Source organism: Corynebacterium sp. S7 (assembly GCF_054401105.1).
On record NZ_CM136760.1, the window covers coordinates 830,902 to 848,815 of the forward strand.

General features: G+C 57.6%; 15 protein-coding genes. 14 read left to right on the top strand and 1 reads right to left on the bottom strand.

The window, feature by feature from the left end; genetic code table 11:
- Window positions 1-24: 24 nt before the first annotated feature.
- The 14 genes from ACXZ66_RS04050 (at window position 25) to ACXZ66_RS04115 (ending at window position 14,179) form a co-directional block, all read left to right on the top strand.
- The gene (locus ACXZ66_RS04050; protein WP_458750638.1) at window positions 25-678 is read left to right on the top strand and encodes a hypothetical protein; all 654 of its coding nucleotides are present in this window, start codon (window positions 25-27) and stop codon (window positions 676-678) included.
- A complete protein-coding gene (locus tag ACXZ66_RS04055) occupies window positions 678-1,583 on the top strand; it encodes a hypothetical protein (protein ID WP_458750639.1) in 906 nt (301 codons plus the stop codon). Before ACXZ66_RS04050 ends, ACXZ66_RS04055 begins: the two co-directional genes overlap by 1 nt.
- Complete coding sequence (locus tag ACXZ66_RS04060) at window positions 1,580-3,367, top strand: hypothetical protein (RefSeq protein ID WP_458750640.1); 1,788 nt, start codon at window positions 1,580-1,582, stop codon at window positions 3,365-3,367. Before ACXZ66_RS04055 ends, ACXZ66_RS04060 begins: the two co-directional genes overlap by 4 nt.
- 21 nt (window positions 3,368-3,388) lie before the next feature.
- Window positions 3,389-4,870, top strand: a complete 1,482-nt coding sequence (locus ACXZ66_RS04065; protein ID WP_458750641.1) for an SCO6880 family protein — start codon at window positions 3,389-3,391, stop codon at window positions 4,868-4,870.
- Window positions 4,871-4,886: 16 nt separating this feature from the next.
- On the top strand, window positions 4,887-5,777 hold the full coding sequence (locus ACXZ66_RS04070) for a hypothetical protein (RefSeq protein WP_458750642.1): 891 nt from the start codon (window positions 4,887-4,889) through the stop codon (window positions 5,775-5,777).
- On the top strand, window positions 5,774-6,310 hold the full coding sequence (locus ACXZ66_RS04075; RefSeq protein ID WP_458750643.1) for a hypothetical protein: 537 nt from the start codon (window positions 5,774-5,776) through the stop codon (window positions 6,308-6,310). Before ACXZ66_RS04070 ends, ACXZ66_RS04075 begins: the two co-directional genes overlap by 4 nt.
- Before the next feature lie 79 nt (window positions 6,311-6,389).
- A complete protein-coding gene (locus ACXZ66_RS04080) occupies window positions 6,390-7,628 on the top strand; it encodes an IS256 family transposase (protein ID WP_458749673.1) in 1,239 nt (412 codons plus the stop codon).
- A gap of 94 nt (window positions 7,629-7,722) precedes the next feature.
- Entirely contained in the window at window positions 7,723-8,916 is a 1,194-nt protein-coding gene (locus tag ACXZ66_RS04085; RefSeq protein WP_458750644.1) for an ATP/GTP-binding protein, read from the top strand.
- Window positions 8,913-9,179, top strand: a complete 267-nt coding sequence (locus ACXZ66_RS04090; RefSeq protein ID WP_458750645.1) for a hypothetical protein — start codon at window positions 8,913-8,915, stop codon at window positions 9,177-9,179. The genes ACXZ66_RS04085 and ACXZ66_RS04090 overlap by 4 nt, the downstream gene beginning before the upstream one ends.
- A complete protein-coding gene (locus tag ACXZ66_RS04095) occupies window positions 9,176-10,804 on the top strand; it encodes a peptidoglycan DD-metalloendopeptidase family protein (protein WP_458750646.1) in 1,629 nt (542 codons plus the stop codon). The genes ACXZ66_RS04090 and ACXZ66_RS04095 overlap by 4 nt, the downstream gene beginning before the upstream one ends.
- A 2-nt stretch (window positions 10,805-10,806) precedes the next feature.
- Complete coding sequence (locus ACXZ66_RS04100; RefSeq protein ID WP_458750647.1) at window positions 10,807-11,361, top strand: hypothetical protein; 555 nt, start codon at window positions 10,807-10,809, stop codon at window positions 11,359-11,361.
- Window positions 11,362-11,426: 65 nt separating this feature from the next.
- Window positions 11,427-13,181 (top strand): type IV secretory system conjugative DNA transfer family protein, encoded by a 1,755-nt coding sequence (locus tag ACXZ66_RS04105; RefSeq protein ID WP_458750648.1) that lies wholly within the window; start codon window positions 11,427-11,429, stop codon window positions 13,179-13,181.
- Window positions 13,181-13,522, top strand: coding sequence for a DUF4913 domain-containing protein (locus ACXZ66_RS04110; RefSeq protein WP_458750649.1), 342 nt, complete (start codon window positions 13,181-13,183; stop codon window positions 13,520-13,522). Before ACXZ66_RS04105 ends, ACXZ66_RS04110 begins: the two co-directional genes overlap by 1 nt.
- A 3-nt stretch (window positions 13,523-13,525) precedes the next feature.
- On the top strand, window positions 13,526-14,179 hold the full coding sequence (locus tag ACXZ66_RS04115) for a hypothetical protein (RefSeq protein WP_458750650.1): 654 nt from the start codon (window positions 13,526-13,528) through the stop codon (window positions 14,177-14,179).
- Between the two features lie 16 nt (window positions 14,180-14,195).
- Here the strand turns inward: ACXZ66_RS04115 and mobF are convergent, their stop codons facing one another.
- Complete coding sequence (gene mobF / locus ACXZ66_RS04120) at window positions 14,196-17,816, bottom strand: MobF family relaxase (RefSeq protein WP_458750651.1); 3,621 nt, start codon at window positions 17,814-17,816, stop codon at window positions 14,196-14,198.
- Window positions 17,817-17,914 lie beyond the last annotated feature (98 nt).

Sequence of the window (17,914 nt, forward strand, 5' to 3'; positions counted from 1 at the left end):
CAATCAACGAAGGACTAGGCAGTAATGAGCAAAAATTGGGCACGCAAGGCATGGATCGCGGTGTCGCTGGCCTGTGTGGCAGGGCTTGGACTGACGGCTTGCTCGTCAAATGACGAACCATCTGATCAGCCTGCTGCTGTCGCTGAGGTCGATGTGTCGGAAGCACCAGCAGAAACAACGTGGGTCACTGGCCCCGCAGGACTTCAGTACCCGGTCAGCGAGGTTGCTGGACCAGAGAAAACTGCCGGGGTACCGCAGGGTTTTGATGATTCGTCGCAGGGGGCCGTGGTGGCCGCGGTGATTGCGCAGGTCTTTATGGCCGGTGCGGGGGATGAAATGTGGCCAGAGGTATCCCAAACGTTGCTAGAGCCGGGTCCTGGCCGCGACCAATGGGCACAGGCTCGTGGACTCATGAGCGTGGCCGACGAGCCAATGGGGAATCCGCCAGTGTTTCGTGGCTTTCGGGTTACACACTTCTCAGATACCGCGGCGATTGTGACATTGGCCGTGGATTACCCAACTGGCCAGCTTGCCGCTATGCCGGTTCAGATGTCGCGTGCCTCTGGTGAGTGGAAGGCTGTCCTGCCAACACAGGAGGAAGCACCGGATTTGCAGGAGATCACCGAAGAGGACCTAGTAGAGAACTTTACCGCTTACGGACCGCAGGAGAACCAGTAATGAAACGACATGCACGAAAGATCGGTGTCGGTGCCAGTCTTGCGGTCACAGCCCTGATTATCACGGCGTGTGGAAGCGAGTCTGAGGTTGCAGAAGCTCCGGAGCAGGACACCGCCGTCTCGTCGCCTGCACCGGCGACCCCTAGTAGCGAGGCAGGCAACGTCCCTGGTGCCATGATCGGCAATGGCCAGCGCACGTGGCCAGATCCTGACGGGATGTTTGACGATTCTGCTCATGCTGAGCCGGGCACATGGTCCGTTGACTTTGCCCATCAGCGTCCGGTGTGGACACCGAGGAACCATGACGGTGATCTTCCTGCGAGGGGTGATCTTGTAGACGGTGGCTTTGAGCAATGCGCGAATGGCAACGTCACGTTGGAAGGTGTGACGCAGCAGCAGTACGTCAATGCACGCTACTTGGCTGTTAATGACGAGGCGGGACCGTCGCGCGTGGACAACGGTGTTCCTGGTGGTTTTGCGCATTCTCCGCAGGGCGCGATCATGCTGGCGATTAATGCACTTGGCTACGGTGCCGCTGGACAAGGTGACGGGGTCGGCGAGGAAATCGACGCTACGTGGTGGTCGAACTATGACACTCTCCAAAAGGACCGTGAGTTTCGCGGACTCAACGATGAGGACTACGACCATTCGCGAGTGCGAGCGCAGACCCTTCCTGCGGTCGGTTATTACAACGTGCAGCAATGCTCGGAAAATGTGGTGGTGGTTGAAGTCGGCCACGACTTCACACAGTCGGGTGATGAAGCATTAAGAGTGACCGTTCCGCTGTACTGGCGTGATGGTGATTGGATCCCGGACCTGTCGGGTCAGGCTGGCGTTACGTTTGATAAGACAGAGACGTTTAGCCCTGAAGAGCCTGCACCTCTGAAAGAGGTGAATTACCAGTGACCTCGACGATTCGCCCCCGACTGACCCGTCTTGGTGCAGTGTTTTTCGCCGTGCTGGTGTGCGTGGTGATTACAGCTTGGCCTGCTGCCGCACAAGAGGAAGAAGAGCAAGGTGCGCTGGCGCGAGGCCAGGAAAAGTGCATGAGCGTGGATGATTCGCGCTCGGTGCTTGACCAGTTGGTTACAGACGGCGCGATTACCCAAGAGGAACGCGACGAAGCAGCGGGCACTTTCGGGTTCGATGAGGATAAAGTTGCTGAGATTCAAGCGAACAACTCTGAACGCTGGGATGAGATCGCGACTCATCATGAAGAAGAGCGCGGCGCCTTTGGGGAGATTGGTCGTGCTGCGCAAAATTTGGTGTGCTGGGTTGGCTCTCCTGCCAGCGCGGCTGTGAACGCGGTTAATGATTCTCCGTTCTGGGAGGATCCGATCGGTAAATTCACCCAATCCGTGCTGGAAGGCAACACAGAGTCGCTCAATGCGGCCATGACATTGTGGATGGACTTTTCAACGACAAGCGTTGATGTCGATGCAAACACTCAAGGTGTTAAGAACATTGTGATGGGTGTATCTGGTTTAGCCCTGGCTGCGAGTTTCATTATCGGAGGGTGGAGGATTGCGTCTGCCCGAAGAGGCGGATTACAAGAAGGCTTTAGTGACTTAAATGAGAACATCGTGCGCTGGCTGGTCTTTAGCATCGCGGTGCCTGTCATGGTCCCGGGGGCCATGGTCGCCAGTGACATGCTCGCTGACGCGATTATGGACGAATTCGGTGGAACTGAGGAACTGGTTAATCTCGGTGCCCTTGGAGAGTCTGAGTTTGGGCCAATCGTCACATTGGTCTTAGCCCTGATCATGCTTATTGGTTCGGTCGTACAGATTCTCGCGCACGTGACCCGAGTGCTTCTTGTACCTATCGCTGCTGGCTTGTCACCACTGTTTGCAGCGCTGTCATTTTCAGATACAGGTAGGCAGGGGCTCAACCACCTGGTGTCGTTTATGATCGCAGCAATTGCGTTCAAGCCGGTTTCTGCGTTGCTCTATGCAGTTGTCTTGTGGAACGTCTCGGGTACCGATGACATCGGTATGGCTGGTGGGGTCATTAATGCTCTCATGCTGGGCATTGCTGGTTTTGCCGCTCCTGCACTTGTGCGTGCTATTGTCCCGGCTGTATCCCAAGCTGGTGGTGGTGGCGCGGCACCTATGTTGGCGGGTGCTACTGGAATTATGGCGGCAGGTATGGGCGCAGTCGGTTCTATGGCCGGACGCGCTGGCGGGGCGCTGAGCAAGGCTGGTTCGTCTACTGGTTCGGGTGTGAACAATGTCGCTGGCTCTAGTAGTGGCGGTGGTAGTACTGGTCCTTCTGCTGCTGGTTCGGGTGCGCCTGGTCCTACCGGGCCCTCTGGTCCTCGTGGTGGCTCTGGCGGAGGTGGCGGGGGTGCTGGCCGTAGCAACGCGCCTACGCAGGCAGGTTCTCAACCGTCTGGATCGAGAGGTGGCGGTGGTGGACGTGCCTCAGCGTTGGCAGGCTCACAACCTTCTGGGGCCAATGCTGGTGGTGGTCGTGCCGCGGCTGTATCGCGTAGCGCAGGTCGTGGAGCAGCGGGGGCTGCTCGCGGTGTCGGCCGTGGGGCAGGGCGTGTCCTTGCAACGACGGGAACGGCAGCGTCAGTCGTTGGTACCGGTGTGCGGCGTGCCGGCGAGGCGGGACATCGGGCTCAGGGCTTGTTTGATGATTCGATCGGCGTCCCTGGTGGGTACGCCGGACAGGCACATCGGTAAACGGAACCGGAGGGGTACATCATGGCAGAGCACGATCACGAAGTAACAGTGCCGCAGTATTCATTGGGACAACCACCGCAGCGTACCGGCCTGGGTGGGTTGTCAATGACAACGACGGCAATTATTGCTGTCGGGTTTATGACCTTTTTGCTGATTCAGTTTACAGGTCTGGGTCTAGGTGTTGGCCTTGTGGTTTTGGCGTTGACTGCGGTGATTGCTGGATTGGTCACCTTCAAATGGGGTAATCGCTCGCTGGCAACTATGGCGCGGATGAGTGCCCAGCATCGGGCGCGGCGCCGACGCGGCGAGGAGGTGTATCTCTCCGGCGAGTTGTCGAAAGTTCCTGGTGGTTTTCGGCGCTTGCCGGGTTCCCTGGCGCGAACGATACTGGTCGATGGCGTGGATGCTGACAATCAGGAGTTCGCAGCGATTGTGGACGGGCCGGCACGCACGGCCACGGTGATGTTTGATTGCCAAATGACCGGGCAAACTCCCATGACGCAGAAGGAACGTAATCGGAAAACAGCGGAGTGGTCCCGTTGGTTGTCTGTGCTGTCACAGTGGGGCGATATCGAGCATGTTGCAACCGTGGTCGGTGTTCGCCCTGGTACTGGCCAGCTTGTCTCTCAAGAAGTGGACGCGATCGTGGATCCGTTAGCACCGGATGTTGCCAAGCAGATCATGGCGGAAGCGGGACAGAGGCTTTCGATGGGAGTCCCGGAGATTGTCTCTCACATTGCTGTGACCTTCCATGTTGAAGGCGAGGCGCTCAAGGACAACGCTTTTATGGAATCGCTGGCAACCCGTTTGCCGGTGCTGTATCAGGAACTGGCGTGGGCAGGAATCATCGCAGCACCGATGAGCAAGGAGGAAACTGTGGCCCGTGTGCACCAGTTTTACAATCCTCCGGCGGAAGCTGATTTTGAGGAACTCTCTGTCATGGGGAGACCGCATCATTTGGAGTGGGAAAATGCAGGGCCTGGATATGCACAGACGAAAACAGGAGTGTACGAGCATGAGGGCTGCACTTCTGTGTCGTGGGAAATGCGCGACGCACCCCGTTCAACTTTCGAAGATGGCCTACTGACCAGTCTGCTCTCGCCGCATGAACGTATCGAGCGTAAGCGGGTGGCATTGATTTATCGCCCGTTTGAAGCAGGTAAGGGGGTCAGCAAAGTTGAAGGTGAACACCGCGATGCGATGGTGGCCGCGAATAGTTCGAAGTCGATCAGGTCGGCTAATGCTGAGTTGCGCCTTGAGCATACTGACGCAGCCCGTCGAGCTCAGGCTCGCGGTGCTCAACTAGGTCGTTATTCCTTGTTCGTTACCGCGACGGTGACCAACCCGGATGATGTTGCCCGCATGGAACACGACATCGTGCAGCTGGGGGCGGGTGCGAGTGTGCGGTTGCAGAAAATGACCCGCCAGCAAGACACAGGCTTTATTACCACCTGTGGTGTGGGACAAATCCCGTGGCAAAAAGAGACAACTGATCTGATCTAAGACAGGAGAAAAGCCAATGTTAGACAAGTTCTTTCGACGCGGAGTCGCCGAAGTGAGTGGGGTGCCGCACCCGGCTGTTGCTGGATTGCGTCTAGAGTCGGAGCGCGATGCGCGAGGTTTCCCGATTGGGATCGTTGTTCCTCGTCACGCAGATGAAGCGTCGATTGCTCTTAGCGTGGCGGACGCGAGCACTGTATCGTCCCAGCGTGTCAGTTCTTGGCATGACGAATTGAGCAGCAATCAAACAGTCATCGCGACGTGCTCGAGTATCACCTTTCAGGACACTCAAGCTACAGCGGTGCTGTGGGCAACATTCGAAGCCTCCAGCGCTGAGCGCAAAGAAACCTCCGAATTTCTGACTCGCTTGGCCCGGTCCGCACCGGCGGCATACGACTTAGCTGATAGCAACGGCATGGATACTCGCCCGCTTTCACCCGAAGAAGTCAGCACGTGGGTTGGTGCTGGTCTGATAGGTATGGACGATGTCGATGAATTTCCGCCCCGTGCTCGTAACGTGAGCGAGGGACCTGCCGCACTTCTGGTCGACGGGCAGGTGACCATTAGTTTTGAAGTCGACGCCTACGACGGCGAAGACGATGTAATCACCGCTGTTACTGAGATTGGTGAAAATTTCAGCATTGGTACCCACGGTGCGCTGAGTGTGCGGGTCGGTACGTGGGCGCGGTCGGCCGAGAATGATGCGTCGAGCCCTCGCCGAGTTGGGATAGTCAGCTTGACCGCCAGTAGCAGTGAGGTGGTCGAAGATGCTGCGCTTATCCTCATCGCTGACTTAGATGCCCGGCAACGTCTGCATGTGCGCAGAATGTGGCATCGACAAGCAGTTGGTGCTGGAGCGTCGCTGGGAACGGGCGTTTTAGGGTGGCAACGCTTGGAGGTATCCGCATGAATGCCGAGCACGTCAGTGATTTTGAACGCCTGAATAAGGAGATCGAAACAGGCGTAGCAGTGACTCCATCGAGATGGAGCAGTGAGGGACGCGCATATCGGCGCTGGCTCAAGGAAGAACGTCAGCGTGAGCGTCAGCATGAGCTTGATGGGCAGTTCCCGATGGGGGTTGCCGCACGCGGGGAGCGAGCCTTTGGCCGACCTGGTCCTCACGGCTTTCGCGGAGCGACCGCAGGAACGCAGCGCGTGATCTCAGGGCCACAGGAATGGCAGACGACCACGAACTTCGGTGCTGGGTTTAACCCAAACGTTGTCGGCGCGCCGGCACCGATGATCGGCACACCTTTAGGTGTGCATGTCACCACCGGTGCAGAGATTGGGTGCGACCCTTTAGCGTGGTTCCGCGAAGGAATTATTGCCAACCCTTCGTGTTTCGTGCTGTCTCTACCGGGCTTGGGTAAGTCGACTCTGATCCGCAAAATGCAAATGGGCGGGTTGCGTCCGTTAGCGTGGTGTATCTGTAACTGCCGGTGACAACCCTCATGAATGCACGAGGCGACCACCGCAGTACCTTTCGAATCAACTCCTACATCTCCTCGAAAGGGACACCACGATGGCCGCTGGCCCCCATTCTATCGACCCCACCACCTATCTCGACGACCTGCTGTCTCAAGCCTCCCCGGACCTGATGAGACAGATGCTCCAGGGCTTCATCAACCAGATCCTGTCCACCCAGGCCGACCAGATCTGCGGCGCCGAATACGCCACCACATCCGAGTCCCGCACCAACGTCCGCAACGGCTACCGCCACCGCGACCTCGACACCCGGGTTGGCACCATCGACGTCGCCGTGCCCAAGCTGCGTACCGGTTCGTTCTTCCCCGACTGGCTGCTGGAACGACGCACCCGGGCCGAACGGGCCCTGACCACCGTGATCGCCACCTGCTACCTCAAAGGTGTCTCCACCCGCAGGATGAACGACCTGGTCGCCAGCTTGGGGATCAACAACCTGTCGAAATCACAGGTGTCAGAGATGGCCAAAGACCTCGACGTCATGGTCGAGGACTTCCGGACCCGGCCCCTGGATACCGGACCCTACCTGTATGTTTCATGCGACGCGCTGACGATGAAGGTCCGTGAAGGCGGCCGCGTGGTCAAAACCTCCGTCCTGCTGGCCACCGGCGTCAATGCCGAAGGCTACCGCGAGTTACTCGGTATGCAGGTCGCCACATCCGAGTCTGTGGCCTCCTGGACCGGGTTCTTCCGCGACCTCAAGGCCCGGGGCCTGGATCAGGTGTACCTGGTCACCAGCGACGCGCACCTGGGCATCCAGCACGCCATCAGCGACGTCCTGCCCAACGCGTCCTGGCAGCGGTGCCGGACGCATTTTTCGAAGAACCTCTCCGGCCTTGTGCCCAAGACGCAGTGGCCGACATTGTCGGCGATGTTCCAGACGATCTTTCAGCAACCCGACGCCCAGGCTGTGTGGGATCAGGCACGGGAGGTGGTGGGCTTCTGTGAGCAGAAGTTCCCCCATGTCGCGGACTACCTCGAGGAGTCCCTCGATGAGCTGCTGGCGTTCACGAACGCGCCGAAGGCCGTGTGGACGAAGGTGTGGTCGAACAACCCGACCGAGCGGTTGAACCGGGAGATCCGCCGGCGCACCGATGTCGTCGGGATCTTCCCCAACCGCGACGCCGTCGTCCGCCTCGTCGGTGCCGTGTTGGCGGAGCAGCACGATGATTGGATCCAGCAGAAGCGCTACATGTCGTTGACGAGCCTGGAGCAGACGAAGGCGATGATGGCCAGCTCTGTGATCGACGCCAGGGAATCCACTCAGGAGGTTGCATGAGCCCGCGCCAGCATCGAGCTCGTGCCGGTCCCTGAGGTCGTCACGCTGCTTGTTTTATCGAAAGGCAGAAACACCACTCCCGCGGACTTGACCAATGGGCGCGGTCGCGCAGCGGCAAATCCCGATCATTGCAGGAGACATTAAAGGTGAATATGTCGGTTTTTGCCATCAAGTGGGCGGTCAGGTTATCACTATTGGGCATGGCCAGGGGCATATCAATCCACTGGACGTGGGAGCGCTGGGCAGGATTATTCCGGAGTTGGAAGCCTCCGGCGAGGTGGAACTAGTCGAGCGAGCTAAAGCACAGGTTCATGGTCGTCAAGTCACAATGGTACAAACCTTGATCAGTTTGGGACGTGGTTCCCGACCTGCTGATTATGAGGTGATGCTGATTTCGGCCGCGCTTCGTGACCTCTACGGTGGCGATGATGTGGATTGGATGAATCCACCGGTGCTGGCTGACCTGATTGACCTGCTGGAGGAGGGCACACCACAGCTACGGAAGAAAGCGCGTGCGCGTGATGATGCAGCGTGGGATGCACGTGTCGACGACTTGGTGCTGTCTTTGAACTCGCTGTTGGATGGGCAAACCGGCCAGATTTTCTCCGGGCAGACCACCACACCCATTGATGTCGATGCTACTGCGGTGTGTATCGATGTCTCGGCCATTGATCGTGGTGATGCAGCCATGAAGGCTGCTGTCATGATGGCATGCTGGTCGAATGCGTTCGGTGCAATCGAAGCAGCACACCTTCTCGCGGATGCGGGATTGGGCCCTCAACGGTTGTTTTCTGTTGTTCTTGATGAGATGTGGCAGGTGCTCTCATCTGCGCCTGGGATGGTTGGCCAGGTGGATGCGCTCACACGCCTGAACCGTACCGACGCCACGGCACTGAGCATGATTACGCACACCTTCCAGGACCTCGAGGCCTTGCCTACGGAAGAGGACCGTAAGACGGCGATGGGATTTATTGAGCGCGCAGGCATGGTGATCTGCGGGGGCCTACCTACCTCGGAGCTGGATATTTTATCGTCCCGGTTGTCATTTACCGCGGCTGAAGGACAGATGATTACGGGGTGGTCGACGGGTGCGCCACCGAAACGGTCACGTACGCGTGGATCTCGTGCGATACCTCCAGGTAGGGGTAGGTTTATGATTAAGCCGAGCAAGGATGGAAGCCCAGGTATTCCGGTGCAAACGGTTCTCATGCCAACAGAGATTGAGCACCGCTTGCATGACACGAACGTTCGCTTTGAGGACTACTTCGCCCTGGGTGTGGAGTCATGAGTGACAACGGTGTCGCGCACCCTGAGCATGTGCGCCAGGGTGCGATGGAGGAGTTTTTGGCCGTCTGGCGCGAGCATTCTTCCCCGTCAGCGGCATCAGCAGTGGTGGCGAAAAATTGGGGTGTCGGGCGCACGACACTTTCGGAGTGGCTCCAAGCCGAAGGCAAATGGCCATACACCCGAGTGGCAGCAAATTTGCGTCTCGCAGAAGAAAACGAGCGTCTGCGCCGTGAGCTCGATGAGCTTAAAGGCCACGGCGCATGAAACGCATGGGGTGTTCGGCACTTGTCGCGTTGCTGGCTTTTGTCGTGCTCATTACAGTGATCCTGATTGATCAGGACGAGGACAAGTGCTTGCCAGGTAGCGGGTCATTGAGCTCCGATGGCGGAGTGCCTGCCGGTAAATTCTCCCTCCCGGAAAAAGGTGCGATGGACGCCGTCACAAGTGAGTTTGGACCTCGCGGCGGGACATCACATAACGGTATTGACATTGCTCAAGGTGAGGGCATACCAATTTATGCATTCGCCGATGGCGTTGTTGCCGAATCTGGCCCAGCCAGCGGGTTTGGTAACTGGGTCATTGTGGACCACCTGCTCGACGGGAAGCTGGTTTCAACGGTGTATGGACATATGTTTGATGATGGCCTCCATGTACAACCTGGTGATCGCGTGAAAGCGGGCCAACATATCGCAGACGAAGGCTACGACGGCGAGGTCTCGCCCCCTGGTCCGGGTGGCTCACACCTGCACTTTGAGGTGTGGGAGGGGGGCCGCCTTAACGGTGGCACACCGGTAAACCCACGTCCTTGGTTGGAACAAGCCGTGGAACCGGGAAGTGGTTTGGAGTCCGGTTCTGACGATCAACAGGCCCACGAGCAGGGGCACGGTACGACGACGTCGCCCGAAGGAACGAGAGAGCTGGCCCCGGATCCGAGGTTTAATGAAGACAATCTCCAGGTCAACTCCGTCAGGATGGGCCGGGCGATTGCTATGAACTTCCCGGAGGTCGACACCATTGGGGGTTGGCGTCCGTCCGATGCTATTGCAGATGACCACCCGGCCGGGCGGGCTGTCGATGTGATGATCCCGCAGTGGCAAAGCGATGATGGCCGCGTGCTTGGTGATTCCGTCACCGAGTACGTGTTGGGCAATTGGGATGAGTTCAACGTCGACTACATCATTTGGCGACAGGAGCTCATTTACCCGGACTCGACCAGCGGAATGGAAGATCGTGGGAGTCCAACGCAAAACCACTTCGACCATGTGCATATCAGCTTGGAGCCTTCCGAGATGGCAGAACCAAACTCTGACGTCGGCACCGGGCCGATGGGAGGCGCGGCCAGTGCCGCAGAGCCAGGCGAGATGGATCCAGATTGTGACGTTGCTGTAGGCGAGCATGACATGGCACTTAACGCTGACAACATTCCAGAGGAATGGGTACGACCTATCCACATCGCCGGCGGCACATGCACGGCGGTCAGTGCACCATTGATCGCTGGACTGCTGGATCAGGAGTCTGGCTTTAACACCGAGGCGGTCTCCGGTGCCGGCGCAACAGGTCCCGCACAATTCATGCCAGGAACGTGGACGAGTGCTGGTGCAGAGATGAGTGATGACGGTGAGATCGTCGGGCCGCCTGGCTCGGGCGACATCAACGACCCTAAGGATGCTATTCCTGCCGCAGGTCGGTATCTCTGTGACATCGCAGAAAGGCAAGCACCACAGATCGCCTCTGGCGAGATTAAGGGAGACTCTATGGAGTTGATGCTCGCTGGATACAACGCCGGTGAGGGAGCAGTACAGCAGTACGGAGGGGTTCCACCTTTTGCCGAGACGCAGAACTACGTGAAGGTAGTCCCCGAAAAAGCTAGAAAATACGAGGAGCTATAACCATGAAGCGAATTTCGAAACCAGCGTTGATTGTCACAGTCGTTGTGGCCGCGCTTGTTATCGCCGCGGTGTCGTGGGGTGTCATTGCACGCATGAGTGCGCCGAGGGAAGGCACAGACGAGCACGTATCAACCACTGACCCTCTTCAGGCCGATCCGAAGCAGGCCGCGACTTCGGCCATGACTGGGCTGATGACGTGGGACCCAGCCCGACAGAACAGCCCGCAGGATTCAGCGGCAGCAATCGTCGACCGCTTGACCGGGCAGCTTGAACAGTACGCCACCTCGAATGAGCCTGATTCTGTCCTGCCCGAGCTATGGGCGACATGGAGGGAATCAGGTGATCGAGTCCATGCGGTCACCACGGCTGACGAGGACGGTGTCGATCTCGTCGGAGGTGGGAGCCAGGCGGTCGTGGACGTTGTCGTCGAGCAGGAGGTGTGGCACCCCTCGGGTGAGACAACCCCGTACTCGCGGTTCAGTGCCACGGTGGAGGTCCACGATATTGACGGGCAGTGGAAGGCGGAGCGTTATGAGATCACCGAAGCTGAATACTGACTTAATAAGTCATAGTGACGAATCTGCAAGGTATCTACAACCAGTCAACATCCAAGGGGAAAGCAATGAACAGTAAAGGAAGAGACAATCCACGCGCAGCCGGTAGCGTCGGTTGGGACGTGCAGACCATTCTCGGGTTCGCATTCCTCGGTAGTGCGGTCGCAGCGATTGTAAGCGTGCAAGTAGGGCAGGCGATACAGTCTCGTGTTGGTGCAGGCCCGGCTGTCTCGAATAACCCGTTTACCACCGTGGGTGAGCTTTTCGGTGGTGAGCGCTCCTGGTCGCACTCGGCGACTGTTGGGGTTGTCGCATTGTGGGCACTCATTGTCCTTGCAGCTCTGATTGTGTCGCTGATCTCGCGTATGATGCGCAAGCCTAAGTCTCGTGTGGATACGGCATCAAAGTACCTAGCCAGCAAAGACGAGATTGCAAGTTTTAGCCAGAGTGCCGCAGAATCGTCAGCAACGAAATGGCTTCCATCAAAATCCATGGCCGCTGAGTTTCCTGGCCTAAAGTTTGGGCGCGTACCTGGATCGAAAACCGGTCTATGGTCAACGTGGGAGGACCTGTATCTGATTATTTTCGGTCCCCGTATGGGTAAAACAACATCACAGGTTATCCCCGCAATCGTAGACGCCCCAGGACATGTCGTGACCACGTCGAACAAGCGTGACATCATTGATGACACCATCGGTGTGACGTCGAATCGCGGCGAGGTTTGGGTGTTCGACCCTCAACGTATTGCCCATGGTGTTGCCCAGGAACAGTGGTATTTCGACCCGCTGGATCTTGTTCGTCGAGTGCCGCAGACGATGGACTCATCCGCGGTGCGCTTGGCCGACATTTTCAAAACTGCAGCGCGCGGTGCTGTCGATACGGGTGGCGATGCTTATTTCACCGAAGGGGGTAAGGAATTGCTCGGGCGTTTCTTCCTTGCAGCCGCACTAGATAATCGCCCCATCGGTGATGTCTACCTGTGGGTCAACGACGACGCTGACCGCACACCTGTCTCGATTTTGGAAAGATATCCGGAGTGGTCACAGCAAGCCTCCGCATTGTCGGCTACCTACCAAATCACGGAAAAGACCAGGTCCGGTCTATTCTCCCAGGCCGCACAAATGGCCACACCACTTGGTCGGCGTGAAGCACTGAAGTGGGTCACGCCGTCATCTGGTGTACGGAAGTTCGATGCGGAGGCCTTCGTGCGTGGCCGTGGCCGCGATACTGTCTACCTTTTGTCAAAAGAGGGCGCCGACAATGCGGCGGCGTTGACAACAGCTTTGACCGCAACGATCATGACCGCTGCCGAAGGCTATGGCGAGGAAAGCGGCGGACGGCTGCCTGTGCCACTTGTCGCAGCGCTTGACGAAGCGGCTAACGTCGTGCGCTGGCCAGAACTACCATCGCTCTACTCTCATTACGGTTCTCGCGGCATTATCCTCATGACAATTTTGCAATCGTATGCCCAGGGCGCAGAGGTCTGGGGTGAGAACGGCATGGAGCTTTTGTGGTCAGCAGCAGCTGTTGTGCTGTACGGCGGTGGCGTGCGGGACGACAAAATGCTGCAAAAAATCGAGGCACTTGTCGGTGACGTCGAAGTCTTTGAAACATCGACGTCACGTACAGGCGAAGGAGCGCGCACTGTCACGCGTAACCGCCGTGAGAAGAAGATTCTCACGGTCGCAGAGCTGGCCAGCCTTGACCAAGGACGTGCCCTGGTCCTTGCGTCGAGGCGTCGACCACTCATCGCCCAGATGGAGCCATGGTGGGAGAGACCTTGGCCGCAAAAGATTCGTAAGCAACTAGGAGCTAAGAACTAATGGCTGATCTGCGTTTTCCAACAATGTATGAGTTTGTCGATGAGATTATCTTGCCGTACTACGGGACGGCATCGACCAGGATCGGTCAGGTGAACTGGGGACGCCGATGGTGGTCCCACCCGGAGATTGTCGCGCGCCTCGAAGCTTTGTGGCTGCGCTATGAGACGTTGCGCCAGGAGGAACCGGCAACGTATATGGAGACGTTCTTCCGTGTGCACGCTGATTATCACATGAGACAGCTCATGGGGGAGACCTCAGTGCTGCAGGACTGCCGTCGAGAAGATATGCCCACCTTGCCACTGCCCACTAGCCCAGTCGAAGAAAAACTCGCGGAGATTTAATTTATGTCTAGCAAAGCAAATATTGCACCTACAATGCGCCAGATTGACCTCACGCTCGCCCGGGCACTCATCAGGGCGCGAGAAATTGCCCGACGTGTTGAGCAGCAAGAGATCCCGGTCCGCACCAAGGAGCGCACCCGCACTCCTGGCCCTCACACCTACAAGCGGATGAGTGTTGGCGAACTGTCCATGGCCGCGCTCGGCGGTGTCGCTGTCTATCACTGGTCCCAACAGGAACAAGGCTTCTTTGAATCCGAACTCAATAATCGCGGATTTGATGAATCGCTGGCCACCTGGCGCGACCCCAATCACGATCTGCCTATCGAGGAGGAAGCGCTTGCGACCGACCGCTTCGACCACCTTAGCGAGACTGTCTCTGTGGTAACACCCAGCAGTTTGGACGGTATGGCCGCTGCCGTTGATGAGGTCGTCCTCGGTGGCGACGGCCGGGTGCCAGGTGCCCTCCCTCCGGTAGAAGTCATAGAGGATATGCAGATCACAGGGGCCGACGCTGATGCCATCGCTGCCTATGAGATCGGCGTCGGTACCTCGGCAGTTTCGCCGTCGGAGCAGATCGACGCGCAAGCGACAGATGCTCTGAGCGAGGAACTGGTCGTGGACAACGAACTTACCCAGGACCACGACCTCATCTTGTAGCGGGCTCGGTCGCTGTCTATAGCTCGCGCTGTTCGTCCACGTCATGGTGGAGAGGCTCTGGCGTGGCCGGTGTGGTGGTCTGGAACCTGGCAGCTTGCAGACCGAGCTGGGCCGCTATTCTCTCTGCAGCGTCACTGTTTGGCGCAGCCGGGCTTGTTCGACGTTGCCCAGGTACCTGTTCTTCCACCGCTTGCCGGGCTTGCTCGCTAGGCGTTTCGTCTTTTACCGGCCAATCCCTCAACGTCTCGAACGTCTCGACCAGCCATGCGGCGAGATCAGGATCACTGCCACGCGTTACCGGAGGAGGAGGGGCAATCTTTTTGTTGCCGCCGGAGGTTTCTGCCAGTTGATCGCGCAGACGCCACGCAACAACAGCACCGGTCTCATCTACGTCACCTAGATTAAAGATCGCTGTGGCCATGAAATCACGAGGGTCATACCCAGCAGCGATAGTCTCCTGCCATGCCTGCCGGACCTTTGTGCGGCCTTCCTCGGTCAATTTTGTGGACGCGTTGGCGTCCAGACGATCCCACCACCCATCGAGGTACCGGTCGATGAAGTCCCCGCTTGCAACGTCGTGTCCGTAACGATAGAGCTTTTCTAAGCGCTCTTTACTCTCGGCGTACTCGTGTGCTTCCGCGCGAATATCCGTCGCAGAGCGTTGGAGTCCATCGCGACTGACCGCGCGTGCAAGCACGTCGCGGGCAGTAGAGCCAGGAGTGTTACCGGAGGAGTGCTCGTGACCTTGCTCGGCCAGCTCGTCCAGGTTGTCGTCGGTGATTGCATACATGCGGTTTTCTTGCTTGCCACGCGTAATAGCGACATACAGACTCGCCCGTGAAGTCGTGGAGTCGACCACGGCATGAGTGGTGTCCACGGTCGCGCCCTGTGCGCGGTGGACCGTGGCGGCATAACCCAAGTGAGTGTGCTCGGCAACGTAGTCGGCAGGCAGGTCATAGACCTCGCCAGTGGAGGTATCCCCGGCAGTCACCGAACCATCATTATGAATATCTAGGACACGGAATAGCTGCCCATTAATGACCTTGCGTCCCGGCTCATGTTGATTGTGCGGGTTCGGTAGGCGCTGATTTTGCCGTGCAATAATAATGTCACCTAAACCAGCACGGTCGGATTGGGCAAGCTCCACCTCGCGGGATACGTCCACCTCACCGGTATCGACATAGTGCGCACGAATCATTTCATTGAGTACCGAGACATCACTGTTAGTCGTGGCCACAACCAAGGAGTTACGGCCGCGGGCCACGTCGGCCAAATAGGTGTCAACGGCCTGGATAAGCATGTCGGCGCGTGTGCCCCCGGTAACCCATCCGCGCTGATGGTAGAACTCTAAGGCGCTCACCTCGCCGCGGCGCACACCCAGTGACGCATCCGCCTGCTCGGTGTCATTGCCGTGCGAGAAGCGCATAACGTCGGTCAGTTCCACTGAGTCGTTGTAGCGGCACATCGTACCAAACAGGCCACCAGTGCCCACTGCGTCGAGCTGGTGGGGGTCACCAATCAGACGCACAATAGCGCCGGACTGTTCGGCAATTTCGGTCAGTGCCGCGAGGTTGTCGGTTGTGACCATGCCAGCCTCATCGACTAGCAACATGTCGCCGGGATTGATCTCGATAGGCAGGGCCGCCAGGTCCCCACCGGGCCTATTCGGGTGTCGGCCACGCCAGACAAAGCTCAAAGAATCAATCGTGTGTGCTTCGATACCCAGCTCATCTCCGAGGACGCCGGCGGCTGCTGCTGACGGCGCAAGGCCCACAACGTTGCGCCCATGCGAGCTCCAGACGCTGGACACGATCTGCATGGAAGTCGTCTTTCCGGTGCCTGCGGGACCAACGCCGCAACCAACGAGAGTGCCCGACTGTAAGAGGTGATGAGCTAGCTCAACCTGACCATTATTGAGAGAGAAACCGTGCTCTGATTCGAAGGAATCAATTGCCGATGTAATCTCTGATGAGTTCGCAAAGATCGCGACAGGCTCGGCCACAGCGGAGAGAACAAGATCTTCCTGGGCGAGAATTTCTGGTGTGGTGTAACGCCTATAACCCAAGTGATGATCGACGGATTCGCCTACGTCATTGCGTAACTGCGCGGGAAGTTCGAGCTCGTTATCCGGTGTCAGTTCCACTAAATGCTCGGCAATAATCCGCTCGGTCAGAAGATCAATCGCGCGTTGTGTATCTTCCTGACGATCGAACTGAAAGGCTTTCAGATAACTTCCGACTGCCGCCGTGACATGGTGGCGAGAGAAGTACGACCGCTTCCTAATCATGCGGTCGATAACCTCGTGACTGCGCTCATCAAGTAGGCCAGCGTCAACATCTCCGAGAGTAAAGAACTCTGGGCGTTGGTCGACTGCGTCACCGTCGACCACTTTGGCAAGCGATTCAAATAGTGCGTCAGCGTTGCCCGAATTCTGTACATTTTCACGCCAACCTGCGCGAAGATCAGCAAGTGATTCCGCTGGTTTCTTGGCGTCGCGAGTATCTAAAATTGCTGACTGCCACAGGCTAAGTTGCGTGCGTTTATCGGGCTGACGGCCATGATCTGAAACGTAGTTTTCAACCAAGGCGTCGTAGACAGGGCGTGCCATAGCGCGGCGCTTCGAGAACAATTCGATGAGTTGTTCTGGCACTCCGGCGACCTCCCACACTGGTTCGTTGCCCTGGCCGCGAGCACTCGGGACAAACGCTAAACCCATCTTGCGGGTTAAGAGTTCTTGGACAATCGCGTCATAGCGAGCGGAAAGCGTCTGATGATTCTTAAACATCGCGCGCGAATCAAGCGTGCGCCACTTTCCATCGGGACCCTGCACCTTGTTCGAAACAAGGACATGCGAGTGCAGATCGGGGTCGCCAGCGCGGGTATCAAAGTGGGTGAACTCAGAGGCAATAATGCCGTTAGTTTTAACTTGAGCCAGTCCGCCAGCTCCCATACGTGTTCGCACCGTGTTGTCTTCAGCCCACGCTAAGACTTCGGCAACCGCTTCATGGTGACAGGCCGCAATCTTGTTCGCAGTGTCCTCATCAGCAAGCGCCCAAAGAACCGAAATACTTTTGGCAGGGGAGAAGGTTAAGTCGAATCCGGCGACCGCTTGCTTGACCTGATCTCGTTGCTTATTCACCCAATCGATGACATCTTTGTCCGGTGCTGACTCCCACCCAGTAGATGCGACATAGTGCTTTCGACCGATAGAAATAGCCAAGTCACTGCGTTCTTCATCGTTTAACAACCGGCTGTTGGTCTCTATGAATGCTCGCTCTGCATCACGAAGTTCATTCAAGACGGGAATGTCATTGGTATAGACGGGGAATTTGCCGCCCAATTTGCAATCCTCTAGTTTCTTGCCGGCTTGCAACATAGCGTGAGTATCGGGGTGGTAGCCCAGTCCGTAGAGAGCTTCCATTTGATCTGCTTCTATTTCGACACCGGCAGCGGCTGTTTCCGTCGAAAGTGCGGCCAACCCGCGGCCAATCCAGCGCCCAGGTGGGGTTCCCTTTGCTTGGTAGTAGGAGGACAATTTTCCTTCCTCAACCATGTTGTCGGGTGCATCGTTGGTAGCCACAGAGCGCAGCAAGTATTGGTACCCGCTGCCCGCGTGGACTGCACGAAACGACATCATATTTCCCAAGCATAGCGGCCACCGCTACCATTTACACTAAAAGTGCCTACTGTGTGTGGCAGTTTGAGCGCCTAAGGCGCGAGGAGGGCCTAGTGGAG